This is a genomic window from Streptomyces sp. NPDC092952 (genome assembly GCF_044754785.1).
In the GTDB taxonomy this organism is placed as follows: Bacteria; Actinomycetota; Actinomycetes; order Streptomycetales; family Streptomycetaceae; genus Streptomyces.
The window spans coordinates 86,857-97,979 of the sequence record NZ_JBIVPT010000008.1 but is presented as its reverse complement, the minus strand read 5'-3'; the positions used below and the strand labels follow the sequence as shown (position 1 = coordinate 97,979).

The 11,123-nt window shown below is 72.0% G+C and carries 13 protein-coding genes; 12 read left to right on the top strand and 1 reads right to left on the bottom strand.

The features are described 5' to 3' along the window. Positions 1-8 precede the first annotated feature (8 nt). Positions 9-359: a hypothetical protein gene (locus ACIQGQ_RS20675; RefSeq protein ID WP_402397937.1), complete on the top strand. Its 351-nt coding sequence runs from the start codon at positions 9-11 to the stop codon at positions 357-359. 5 nt (positions 360-364) lie between these two features. Then, on the top strand, positions 365-706 hold the full coding sequence (locus tag ACIQGQ_RS20670; RefSeq protein WP_402397935.1) for a PadR family transcriptional regulator: 342 nt from the start codon (positions 365-367) through the stop codon (positions 704-706). A 43-nt stretch (positions 707-749) separates the two neighbouring features. Here the strand turns inward: ACIQGQ_RS20670 and ACIQGQ_RS20665 are convergent, their stop codons facing one another. Beyond that, positions 750-1,181 carry a hypothetical protein gene (locus ACIQGQ_RS20665; protein WP_402397933.1) on the bottom strand — a complete coding sequence of 144 codons (432 nt, stop codon included), beginning with the start codon at positions 1,179-1,181 and terminating at the stop codon, positions 750-752. A gap of 318 nt (positions 1,182-1,499) precedes the next feature. On the opposite strand from ACIQGQ_RS20665, the gene ACIQGQ_RS20660 reads away from it, so the two are divergent. The 10 genes from ACIQGQ_RS20660 (at position 1,500) to ACIQGQ_RS20615 (ending at position 11,121) form a co-directional block, all read left to right on the top strand. Further along, positions 1,500-1,838 carry a DUF1360 domain-containing protein gene (locus tag ACIQGQ_RS20660; protein WP_402397931.1) on the top strand — a complete coding sequence of 113 codons (339 nt, stop codon included), beginning with the start codon at positions 1,500-1,502 and terminating at the stop codon, positions 1,836-1,838. Beyond that, positions 1,838-3,589 (top strand): hypothetical protein, encoded by a 1,752-nt coding sequence (locus ACIQGQ_RS20655; protein WP_402397929.1) that lies wholly within the window; start codon positions 1,838-1,840, stop codon positions 3,587-3,589. Before ACIQGQ_RS20660 ends, ACIQGQ_RS20655 begins: the two co-directional genes overlap by 1 nt. Then, the gene (locus ACIQGQ_RS20650) at positions 3,586-3,813 is read left to right on the top strand and encodes a hypothetical protein (protein WP_402397927.1); all 228 of its coding nucleotides are present in this window, start codon (positions 3,586-3,588) and stop codon (positions 3,811-3,813) included. Before ACIQGQ_RS20655 ends, ACIQGQ_RS20650 begins: the two co-directional genes overlap by 4 nt. Then, positions 3,806-3,997, top strand: coding sequence for a hypothetical protein (locus ACIQGQ_RS20645; protein ID WP_402397925.1), 192 nt, complete (start codon positions 3,806-3,808; stop codon positions 3,995-3,997). The genes ACIQGQ_RS20650 and ACIQGQ_RS20645 overlap by 8 nt, the downstream gene beginning before the upstream one ends. Beyond that, positions 3,990-4,334 carry a hypothetical protein gene (locus tag ACIQGQ_RS20640; protein ID WP_402397923.1) on the top strand — a complete coding sequence of 115 codons (345 nt, stop codon included), beginning with the start codon at positions 3,990-3,992 and terminating at the stop codon, positions 4,332-4,334. The genes ACIQGQ_RS20645 and ACIQGQ_RS20640 overlap by 8 nt, the downstream gene beginning before the upstream one ends. Continuing rightward, complete coding sequence (locus ACIQGQ_RS20635) at positions 4,321-7,770, top strand: phage minor head protein (protein ID WP_402397921.1); 3,450 nt, start codon at positions 4,321-4,323, stop codon at positions 7,768-7,770. The genes ACIQGQ_RS20640 and ACIQGQ_RS20635 overlap by 14 nt, the downstream gene beginning before the upstream one ends. After that, positions 7,770-7,961: a hypothetical protein gene (locus ACIQGQ_RS20630; protein WP_402397919.1), complete on the top strand. Its 192-nt coding sequence runs from the start codon at positions 7,770-7,772 to the stop codon at positions 7,959-7,961. Before ACIQGQ_RS20635 ends, ACIQGQ_RS20630 begins: the two co-directional genes overlap by 1 nt. Positions 7,962-8,083: 122 nt before the next feature. Next, positions 8,084-9,754, top strand: coding sequence for a major capsid protein (locus tag ACIQGQ_RS20625; RefSeq protein WP_402397917.1), 1,671 nt, complete (start codon positions 8,084-8,086; stop codon positions 9,752-9,754). An 87-nt stretch (positions 9,755-9,841) separates the two neighbouring features. Further along, positions 9,842-10,663: a cupin gene (locus ACIQGQ_RS20620; protein ID WP_402398303.1), complete on the top strand. Its 822-nt coding sequence runs from the start codon at positions 9,842-9,844 to the stop codon at positions 10,661-10,663. Further along, positions 10,660-11,121: a hypothetical protein gene (locus tag ACIQGQ_RS20615; protein WP_402397914.1), complete on the top strand. Its 462-nt coding sequence runs from the start codon at positions 10,660-10,662 to the stop codon at positions 11,119-11,121. Before ACIQGQ_RS20620 ends, ACIQGQ_RS20615 begins: the two co-directional genes overlap by 4 nt. Positions 11,122-11,123 lie beyond the last annotated feature (2 nt).

Genomic DNA, 11,123 nt, shown 5'->3' with positions numbered 1-11,123 from the left:
CTGCCGAGGTGGACACCCTTGACGGCGGGGCGGCGCTCCGCGAGCACCTAGACCGCAACCCGCAAGCCCGGCACGCCGCCCTCCACGACCCCGAGTACGCGGCCGAGGTCCAACGGCTGCGTAGGGTCCTGGGTCACCTCGACGCGGCCCTCACGGACGAGGGCCTGACCGGCGAGGCCCGGCAACGGGTCGTCGCCCGCCTCGTCGCCGACTGCCTCGGCACCGACGAGGCCAACGCGCGGATGCGGGCCCGCGCCGAGGCCGTGAAGAAGCTCATGGAGCAGGGCGTCGTGCACGTCGACGCCGAGACGGCGAGGCGGCTCCTGGAGCAGGGTGTGCCATCCGTTAGCGCCCCGTGACCGCGATGGCCGACGAGACAGCGGGTGATGAGCCGGTGGCCACACCGCTGCCCCGCCTCGGGTGGCGCGCACAGTCCGTCCTCTACGTGCTGCTGGAGGACCCGAGCCGCGAGGTGTGGCCGTACTGGGTCGACCAGCGGGCGAAGCCTCGGAGCGACAGCGCCCCGATCCTCAAGCGCCTCGCCCGAGCTGGCTGGCTCAGCACTCGCCGCGAGACGGGTACGCCGAACGCGAGAGTCCTGTACCGGCTCACCCCCGCGGGAGAGGTTCTGGCCCGTGAGGCGGTGAAGCGTCCGGTGAAGTGGCCCGACAACGTGGCGCACCAACGCCCCAGCGCGGAGCCGTAAATCGTCGGCCGTGACCACGCAGGTATCGGACCACGAGGCGGCCTCAGCGTCCGGGCCTTCGGACGACCACCGGATTGCCGTCCTGGTCGGTCCCGACCCGGTACTGAACGTACGCCGACACCTCGGAGTACGCCTGCAGCAGCAGCTCCGCATGCTCGGCGGCGAACTCCGGGCCGGTGGTCTCCTCGCTGCCCACGTGGGAGTGCCAGCGGACCGTGCCGTCAGCGGTCACGGTGACGACCAGCACGGCGATCGGCTGCTCCCGCTCGTACTCCGGGGTGCCAGGCTCGTAGACGGTGGACGCCGGCATGTCGCACCGCTCGGGGGCACGGAAGATGATCGGGGTGCCGGGCGGGATCGGGTTGCCGCACGGGTAGGCCCACTCATGACGGGTGATGTCCAGGGCAACCGGAGTGATCTCTACAGGTGCAGGCGCGGCCGACCCGTGGGTTCCGTCGTGCTCGGCACTGGTCATGGCGAGGCTCCCAAGCCCCGGCCTGCTCGCGGCCGGGACCAGGACTGCCCCCTGCCCGGCCTAGTAGCCAGCAGCTCAGGGGCGCCGCCGGGTTTCCCCTGACGGCTGATCGAACGTAGCACACGGCGGTCCGGTGCAGAGGGAGGAAGCTGACGAGGACCAGACCAACGCCCCTGCGGCCGACACCGAGCGGGAGCCCACCCTGTTCGTGATCTAAAAGCGGGGCCTGACCTGCGCTGATGCTGTCGGACCTGATCGTGCGAGATGGCTTATCATCCCCGCCCTAACTCGGCCGGATGATCTCCACAGGGGACGCACATGATCAGCCCCGCAGAACTCGCCCTCCTGGCGCTCGCCGGGTACCGCGGTACTCAGCTCGTCGTCCATGACTCGATCCTCGACTCGGCACGCATCCAGCTCGACGCCTGGCAGCAGAAGCGCCCCACCTCGGCGGTCCGCGACGCCGTGGTGACGCTGATCTCCTGCGTCTACTGCACCGGCTGGTGGGTCGCCGGCGCGCTCCTGGCGACGTGGCTCCTCGTCACCGGCACCTGGGGCAGTGCCCCGCTCCTCGTCCATGGCGTCGAGTGGCTGGCCGTCGCCGGTGCCGCCGCCCTCCTGAACCGGTGGGACGACTCCCGTAAGGACTGGGCCTGATGGCTCGCGGGGAGCTCACCGCGGCGGCGTCCCGGTACACGTCCCGGAAAATTCGGGGCCGGGGCCCGGGTGACCAGTCCTGGCAGGGCCGCGCCTACGACATGTACCACCAGGTCCCCGAGGTCCGTTTCGCCGCCTCCTGGATCAGCAACGCAATGTCCGGGGTCCGCCTGTTCGCGGGCCGCCGCGCCGACGACGGCACGATCGAACCCGCCCCGCCCGGCCACCGCGCGGCCGAGATCGTCTCCCAGATCGCCGGAGGCCCCGACGGGCAGGCGAAGCTGCTCGGCGCCTTCGGTAAGCACTTGACGGTCCCCGGGGAGGGCTGGGTCGTCGTCCGCCCCAACAGCGAGGTGCTGTCTCCGTTCAGCCCCGAGGACGGGCACGACTGGCGTGTCCTGTCCGTGAAGGAAGTCCGCCAGCAGTCCGGGAAGCTGATCGCCGAGATCGAGGGCGAAGAGGTCGCGATCCCCGAGGCCGCCCCGGACAACCTCGACCCCAACGCACCCGTGGCGATCCGCGTGTGGGAGCCGGACCCCGAGCGCGCCATCGAGGCCGACAGCCCCGTTCGCTCCAGCCTGGACCTGCTGGAGGAACTGCTACTGCTGAACGCGGCGGTCAAAGCCATCGCCCGGTCGCGCATCACCGGCCGCGGCCTGCTGCTCATCCCGAAAGGCACCCGCTTTCCGACACAGGGCACACAGCAGGGCCAGGCCGAGGACGACCTGATCGAGATCTTCATGACGATCGCCGAGACGGCGATCCGTGATCCCGAGTCGGCAGCGGCGACCGTCCCGATCATCCTGGAGCTCCCGGCCGACGCCATCGCCGAGTTCAAGCACATCAAGTTCGAGTCCGAATTCGACGAGCTGGCGATCAAGCTGCGCGAGGAGGCGGTGCGCCGCTTCGCGACCGGCCTGGAGATCCCCGCCGAGATCCTGCTCGGCCTCGGCGACGTGAACCACTGGGGCCAGTGGGCGCTGACCAGCGAGGCGATCCGCCTGGGCATCGAGCCGAAGGCCGGCACTATCTGCCACGCCTTCACACAGCAGTGGCTCCGCCCGATCCTCGAATTCGAGGACGACCCGGAATGGCACCGGTGGCTCGTCTGGTACGACACGAGCCCGCTCCGGGTGCGTACCAACCGGTCCGAGACCGCGCTCCAGGCGCACGATCGAGGCGTCATCTCCGACGCCGCCCTCCGCCGCGAGACCGGATTCGACGAGGCCGACGCCCCCGACGCGGAAGAGATCGCCCGCCGCAAGCTGGACCCGGCCGACGAGACCCCCGAGGGCGAGACCTCCGAGGACGAGGAGGCGCCGCCCCCGGCACCAGACCTGCCCGTCGACGAGTCCGAGGCGCCGCCCAAGACCCTGGCCGCCGCTGCCCGCCCCACCGAAGCGCTCACCGCGGCGGCAGACGGCCTGATCTGGGGTGCGCTCACCGCAGCCGGCAAGACCCTCCGCAACACCCCGGCCTGCCCCCGCAGTGAGCGTGGGAAGTTCCGCGCCGTCGAACCGGCCCGGGTCCACACCATGCTCCCCGTCAACTTCGACGAGGCCGAGCAGTGGCGGCTCCTCGATGGCGCCTGGACCCGGGTGCCCGAGATCGCCTCCCGGTACGGCCTCGACCCGGAGTGCATGACCGAGTCCCTGGACACCTACGTGCGGGGCCTGATCGTCGCCGGGATCGAGCACGATTTCACGCTCGTGCCGACCGTCCTCACCGCATGCTTCGAGGCGGCGGCATGACGCCCCGCCCGTCGCCGCCAACCGCCGCCAGCCCCGGCCTGGTCCTCCACCCGGGGGCGCTCCAGTCCGGCTGGTGCACGGTCTGCAAGGCGTGGACGCACATCACCGCCGACCTGCTGCTCCTGTCCCCGGACGGCCTCACGGTCGTGGGCACTTGGGCGTGGTGCGAGATCTGCGACGACCCCGATAGCCCGCTGCCCCCGAGGAGGATCGACCGTGACTGACCTGTCCGGCCTCATCGCCGACTGCCTGCGTCGCTGCGACGAGGACGCCGCGCGGGCCGTCGCCCACATCCCCGCGGGCCAGGTGGCGATCGTCGTCGTCACGCCCGTCCTCGCCGCCGACGGCTACCGAGCCGAACTTGAGCCGATGGCCTACTACCGCCCCGGGGAGGCTTCCCGTGGCTGACCACGACCGGCACAAGGCCCCGCTGGGGCACAGCATCCCCGCGCACCGCGCCCTCGGCTGGTGCTCGCACTGCCCGGACCGGTCACTGGCCGAAGAGGCCATGGCCTGGCAGCTCGACGCGCAGGAGCGGTACGCGGCGGACGACGCCGACGGCCCGTTCGAAGCGCTCACGGACTGGCGGACGTGCCCCGAGTGCGGGTACGTCGCCTCGCTGTCCGTCGTCACCATCCGGGTGCGCACCACCACCGGCGCGAAACGCGCGGGTGGATGGGCGTTCTGCCTGAACTGCGAGGCCGTCCCGGCTGTCCCCCAGGAGGCTGCTCATGCCGGGCCGTGACGCCCAGCTCGACCAGGCCGAGCGGGAGTTCACCGAAGCGGTCGCCGCCGCGCTCACCGGCACGGCGGACGAGTTCGCCGACGCCGTTCTCGCCGCGACCGAGCTGGTTGCTGCACGGTTCTCCGTGGGCCGGATCGCCCGCATGTGGGGCGGCCGAGTGTCCGGCCTGGTGCGGCGCCTCCTCGGCACGGCGGAGGAAGCGGCCACCGCGGCGGCCGAGGACATCCGTACCGACCTCCCCGACGGCTGGGACGACCTTCCCGGCCGGTACGACGACGGCACCCTGCCCGAGGGCATCGGCCAGTACGTCGAGACGACCGAGCACCTGCTGCGCGCGGTCGGCAACCGGCTCGCGGAGGCCACCCGCGCCGAGCTGGCCGCCGGCATCGACGCCGGGGAGGACATCGAGCAGCTGAGGGCGCGGCTGCGCGCCGCGTTCGCCCGCGACGGCGCGCACCTCGGGCCCGTACGGGAACGGCGTATCGCCCGTACCGAGGCGTCCCGGGCGTGGAACACGGCGACGCTGGCCGCCGCACAGGCAGCGAGCGGCCCCGGCCGGCCGGTGGTGAAGCAGTGGATCACCCGCCACGACAACAGGGTGCGTAGCAGTCACGACCGGGCGGACGGTCAGATCCGCCTCCTCAGCGAGCCGTTCACGGTGGGCGGCGTCGCCATGCAGGCCCCCGGAGACCCGACGGCCCCGGCCGGGCTCGTCATCAACTGCCGGTGCCGCCTTGCAGTCGCACCCGAACTACGAGCTACCGCCTTGGAATCTCAGACGAGCGCCGGAGCAGGATTTTCAGATGCAAGGGAGAACCGCGTGAATCCCGACGAGACCCTGACCGCCGCCGGCGGGCACACCGGCGCGATGATCGCCCTGATCCCGAGCGAGGAGGACGCGGAGCGCCTGGCCCTCAACGCCGTCGGCGCCGAGCCCGCGCACGAGCTGCACCTGACGCTGTTCTACCTCGGCGAGGGCGCCGACTGGGACGAGGAACACCGCGCCGACCTGATCGCCGGCATCCGCTCCCGGGTCTCCGACATCGGCGAGCCCCTGGCCGGGCGGGCGTTCGGCGCAGCCCACTGGAACTCGGACGGCGACGACCCGTGCTGGGTGTGGTCCGTCGGCGACGACCGCGACCGCCCCCAGGACGCGCCGAGGCTGGAGACCGCCCGCTGGGCGGCCACCTACGCGCTGGAGGACATGCACCGGCAGCCCGACCTCCCCGCGCAGCACACGCCCTGGCAGGCGCACGTCTGCGCCGCGTACACGAGCAGCCCGTCGCTGCTCACCGCGATGAACCAGCGTCTCGGCCCGATCCGGTTCGACCGGCTGCGGGTCGCGTTCGCCGGGGAGCACACCGACATCCCGCTCGGCCGGGAAGAGGAGGCAACCACGATGGACGAAGACGAGTACCTGACGATGGGCCCGCTGGCGCCGCGCGCCTGGTCGACGCCCGGCGACACCGCGTTGGCGTTCGAGAACACCGAGACCGGCGACGGCCGCGTGTTCCGGCCCGGGTCGCTGTACTGGTCCGGGTCCGGGCCGTGGCCGCTCCAGCACGCCGACGAGATGCTGATGGGCCACCAGGGCGCGGAACTCGCGGGCGCCATCCAGCGGATCAGCCGCGAGGGCGACCGGATCGCGGGCGGCGGCGTCCTCTACCCGAACCGGCCGGCCGGGGCCGACGCCCTGATGCTGCTGTCGGAGGGCGCACCGCTCGGCGTCTCGGTCGACCTCGACGACGTGTCCGTGGAGTTCGTGGACCGCTCCCCGGCCGCCGAAGAGGACGAGGGCGCCGTGGTGCTGCTGGCGTCGCTGCCGTCGGCGTCGCTGCTGCGCCTGGATGACGGCTCCTGGTCGCTGACCGCCACGGCGACGACCGAGTGGACCGCGTCCGGGTCCGCGCTCTCCCGCCACGGGACGACGGTGCAGCTCATCACCGGGCAGGACGGCCAGGTGTCCGCCGACGCCGTACGCGCGGCGCTCGCGTCGACCGGCACGCTCACCGCGGCGGCTGGCGACCGCGACGACCAGGACCTCGGGACGGTCGTGCACAGCGAGTCGTCCGGCGACCTGCTGATGCGGGTGACCCGGGCGCGGCTGCGCGGCGCCACCCTCGTGGCCATGCCCGCGTACGACCAGGCGCGCATCGTGCTCGACGACCAGCCTGAGCCCGCCCTCGGACCCGGCGAGGGCGAAGAGGACCTGTGGGCCGCCGGGTCCGTGCCGAGCCCTGCCCACATGCAGGTTGTCCAGTACGTGAAGGGTTCGCCGATCGCGGTCGGTGCCCGCGAGGTGGCGCGCGCCTGCTCCATGAAGATGGACTCGGCGCGCGGGCACCTCTCCCGGGCGGCGAAGGCGGGCCGGATCGTACGGCTCGCCCCCGGCCTGTACGTCGGGCCGTCCTCGGAGGGGGCGCAGGACGAGGCGACCGCCGCGGCACTCCCCGACGACGAGGGCGACGACGAGACGGAGTCCATGTGGGACCTGGTCGCGTCGGCGTGGACCGCGATGGCCGACCTGCCGCCGATGCCCGCCGCGTGGTTCCGGGAGCCGACCGCCGCCGAGCTGCCGCCCGGGTCCGGGGGCGTGCACTACGCGGACGGCCGGATCTACGGATGGGTCGCGCAGGCCGGGGAGCCCCACGCCGGGTTCCCCGGACGGAAGTTGACGATCGAGTCCCTGGGGCGCCTGGACCTGACGCACTTCCTGCGGGCCCGGTTCCAGCTCGATGACGGGTCGACGGTGCGGGCCGGGGCGTTCACGATGAACGCCCCGCACGCCAGGGACGGCGCCGAGTGCAGCGACGTCACGTGCCAGTTCGATGACACGAGGACCGTCGCCGGGATCGTCACGGTCGGCCAGAACGCGGGCGGCCTGTGGTTCTCCGGGGCGGCCGGCCCGTGGTTGTCGGACTGGGACCGCGCGGTTTTCCAGGGCTGCCAGCCGAGCTACCACATGAAGCAGGGCTCGGGCGGCCGTTGGCAGCTCCGCGCCGTCCTGTCGGTGCCCGTGCCCGGCCACAGCTCGCCGCTCCTCGCCACCGCGGTGACCGAGCGGTCGAATCTTGCCCTGGCGGCGTCGGCGGCCGGTGTCCTCACCGTCCCGGGCATGTCCGGACACGGCACGGACACCGCCCCGGCCAGTGCGGCGCGGACGGCCTCTGACCTGCCCGGACAGCGTCCGGACACGCATCCGGGCACGCGTCCGGACAGCCCGGACCTGCCGAGCAGTCAGGTCGACGCCATCGCTTCCGCGCTCCTCACATCCGTGCCGTTCCTGGACTTCCTCCTGACGGCGATGGACCGCCGCCAAGAGCAGCGCGACGACGCCGCGAAGGCCGAGGCGCAGCGCCTCGCCGCGTCCGTCATCGCCCCCGCCCGCGACCAGATCGCGGTCGGCACCACCACCGAATCGGAAGGGACAGCCTGATGGGTTGCTCGTGTGCGAAGAAGCGTCAGCAGTACGAGGTCGTCGCCGACGGCGGGAACGGCAAGGTGCTGTACAGCTCGGTGTCGAAGGCCACCAGCGACGCGGTGTCCCGCCGGTACGAGGGCAGCATCGTCCGCGAGAAGGAGAAGGAGACCACCGGCGTGAAGACGGAGAAGACCCCCACGCGGTAGCCCGCCCACCCCGCTCGGTGGACAAGTCGCAGATACCGGCGCTGTCGCCTGGCCTATGCTGGGCGGCAGCGTCGCTGGTTTTGGGCCGGACTCTCCAAGAATGATCACTGGAGATCCGAGTCATGGCCGACTTCGAAGTACCCGAGGACATCACCGCTCTCAACGACGACGAGCTCGCGGAAGCCCTCGCCGGCGCGGTCAGCGCGTTCGACGCCAAGTCCCAGTCGACGAGCGTCACCTCCAAGGACCTTGAGTCCCTTCGGTCCCTCGCGACCACCGTCGAGGCGATCCGCGCCGAGCAGGGGTCTCGCCGAGAGGCCGCCGAGCAGGCCGCCGCCGAGATCGACGCCCTGGCCGCGCAGGTGCGCGGTGGAGACGCCGCCGACACGGACACCGACGCCGCCCCGGAAGGCACCGAGGGCGCCCCCGCCGACGAGGCCACCGCGGCGGCCACCGACGCCGAGCCGGAGCCCGAGGCCGACCCCGCCCCCAAGGCCGTCGCCGCGTCCGCGCACCGGCCGGCGCTGAACCTCTCCGGCGTCCGCCGCCGTCAGCCGCGCGTCCTCCCGGAGGCGCCGGCCCCGACGACCACGATCACCGCGGCCGTCGACGTCCCGGGCTACGCGCCGGGCTCCCCGCTCGACTTCAGCGACATCACCGCAGGCATCATCAGCCGCGCAAATGCCCTCAAAACTGCAGGTGGCGGCGTTGGTCAGGTCATCTCGTACCGGCACCCGTACGCGGACGACCTGATCGTCACGGACTCCAGCTCGGCGCCCGAGGGCACCACCGTGGCGCTCCACGCGTCGAGTCAGCGGCGCCTCCCGGAGAAGGATCTCGTGGCGTCCGGCGGCTGGTGTGCGCCGTCGGAGACGATCTACGAGCTGACCGACACCGCATGCCCGGACATGCTGTGGGACGCCCCCGAGATCCAGCTCGCCCGCGGCGGACTCCGGTACTACAAGCCGCTGTCGCTCGACGTGTCCGCGATGACGTGGGTGCACACCGAGGCCGACGACATCAGCGGCGCCGAGAAGCCGTGCTTCCGCGTGCCGTGCCCCGACCCGGTCGAGGTGCGCTGCGAAGCGGTCGGTGTCTGCCTGGAGGCGGGCATCCTGACGCAGCGCCACTTCCCCGAGTTGGTCGCCTGGTACCTGCGCAACGCGATGGTGGCCCACGAGATCAGGCTGAGGCAGGTCCTGTTCCAGCAGGCCGTGGCCACTGCGACCCCGGTGATCCTGCCGGAGACGATGGCCGCCCTGTCGGCGATCTATGGGGCCATCGGCCTCCAGGCCGCCGACATGATCGAGCGGCACAGCCTCTGTGAGTCCACCGCGATCGAAGTGGCTCTGCCGTGGTGGTCGAAGAACCTCTTCCTGGCCGACGTCGCCCGGCAGAACGGCAAGGACATCTGCGACGTCGACCCGGGATGCATCCAGAACGCGTTCAGCACGCTGGGCGTGCGGGTCCAGTGGGCGCGCGGTCTCGCGCCGACGCCGACCACGGGCGTGCCGACGGAGATCGGCGGTGAGACCCCGGCCACCGCTTGGCCGTCGCAGCTGTCCTTCCTGATGTACCCGGCGGGCTCGCTCCAGATCGGCCGTGGCGAAGAGGTCAACCTCGGCGTCGTGCACGACAGTGCGAAATTCGTAACAAATGACTACACGGCCTTGTTTGCGGAGGAATGTGTCGCTTTGGTCGACCGCTCCGTGGACACGCGCCTGGTCACCGTCCCGGTCTGCCCGACCGGTGCCACCGGCGCGCAGACCGAATTCGCCTGCCCCATCGCCTGACCTTTCCCGCCCCCGATCGTGCCGGGCCCGGTGACCTGAACCCGGGCCCGGCACACCCAAATAGAACGGAGGTGAGCTGTGGCAGGCATGAGGAAGTACGTCGAGGCCATCCCAGGCGAACCGCTGCCCCACGGCATCCTCGGCGCCTGTACGGACATCCGCGATGTCGCCGATGTCCACGAGCTCCTCGGCGTCGAGTGGCTGGCGCTGGGCTGCTGCCCGGTCAACGTGTGGCGCGACCCCTGCCTGGACGACGAGAGCCCAGGAGAGGGCCCGCCGCAGAAGGAGTTTTGCCGCCCGACGGCCGAGCACGCCGACCCGATCACCGTGTACGCCGGCGCCGAGTGTTCCGCGCTCGGGTGGACGTACGCCGAGGCCCGCACCCACGCCGAGGCGTCCCTCGCCCTGGGCGAGCAGGAAGCCGTCGAGGCCGGGTTCTGGACCAACACCCTGGCCATGTCTGCCGTCGACCTGACCCCGCCCGAGGGGCCGGTGAACATCGCCCAGGGCGTCGCCGCGCTCGAAGGATGTTTGGCCGAGTCGTACGGCGGCCGGGGCGTCCTCCACGTCCCTGCGGGCGCCGCCGCGCTCCTCGGCTGCTGCAACCTCGTCAGCGAGAACCCGGCGACCGGCAACCTGCGGACCCTCGCCGGGAACTGCGTGATCATCGGCTCCGGGTACAGCGCGATGAACACCGGCCCCGGGAACCTCCCCGCGGACCCGGGCACCGCCTGGCTGTACATCACCGGGCCCGTCATCATCCGGCGCGGCCCCGCCGAGACCATCCCGGACCGGCCCGGCCCGTCCGTGAACGTCCGGAACAACGACAGGAACGTCTTGGTCGAGCGGGCGTTCATCGTCGGCACGACCTGCACCATCTGCGCCGTGAACGTGGTGACTTGCCCATGAACGACATGATCAAGATCCAGCCGGCCAGGGCGCGCCGCCGCGCGTTCGCCGCGTGGGCGGTCGCCCAGGTGCCGAAGATCCGAACCGTCGGCACCAACACCTTCGCAGTCCCTGCTGCTCTGTTTACCGAGGCACCCGAGGACATCCTGATCGGCTCCCTCGTCGACGGCCACCGCTACGTTTCGCCGGCTGAGGACGCAGCCAGCTCGGAACTGGTCGGCGTGGCGACCCCTGACGGCTTCCGAGAGGCCGTGCCCGGGGGGCCGCTGCCCGAGGCGCCCGGCAACGCGTACGGGCCGGACTCGACCCCGGTGCCGGACGCGATGGAGGGTGGCGACTCCGGCGGCCCGTCCGCCGAGACTCCGGAAGGGGTGTTTCTCTGCACGACCTGCTCCCGCGAGTTCACCAGCGAGCGCGGCCGGGACACCCACAGCCGTCTGAAGCACCCGGAGGCATGAGC

Bases quoted from the DNA above. Each gene is read 5' to 3' on its own strand.
- ACIQGQ_RS20650 (WP_402397927.1), top strand. From the start codon at position 3,586: ATGACGCCCCGCCCGTCGCCGCCAACCGCCGCCAGCCCCGGCCTGGTC.
- ACIQGQ_RS20620 (WP_402398303.1), top strand. From the start codon at position 9,842: ATGAGGAAGTACGTCGAGGCCATCCCAGGCGAACCGCTGCCCCACGGC.
- ACIQGQ_RS20665 (WP_402397933.1), bottom strand. From the start codon at position 1,181: ATGACCAGTGCCGAGCACGACGGAACCCACGGGTCGGCCGCGCCTGCA.
- ACIQGQ_RS20615 (WP_402397914.1), top strand. From the start codon at position 10,660: ATGAACGACATGATCAAGATCCAGCCGGCCAGGGCGCGCCGCCGCGCG.
- ACIQGQ_RS20625 (WP_402397917.1), top strand. From the start codon at position 8,084: ATGGCCGACTTCGAAGTACCCGAGGACATCACCGCTCTCAACGACGAC.
- ACIQGQ_RS20670 (WP_402397935.1), top strand. From the start codon at position 365: ATGGCCGACGAGACAGCGGGTGATGAGCCGGTGGCCACACCGCTGCCC.
- ACIQGQ_RS20635 (WP_402397921.1), top strand. From the start codon at position 4,321: ATGCCGGGCCGTGACGCCCAGCTCGACCAGGCCGAGCGGGAGTTCACC.
- ACIQGQ_RS20630 (WP_402397919.1), top strand. From the start codon at position 7,770: ATGGGTTGCTCGTGTGCGAAGAAGCGTCAGCAGTACGAGGTCGTCGCC.
- ACIQGQ_RS20660 (WP_402397931.1), top strand. From the start codon at position 1,500: ATGATCAGCCCCGCAGAACTCGCCCTCCTGGCGCTCGCCGGGTACCGC.
- ACIQGQ_RS20655 (WP_402397929.1), top strand. From the start codon at position 1,838: ATGGCTCGCGGGGAGCTCACCGCGGCGGCGTCCCGGTACACGTCCCGG.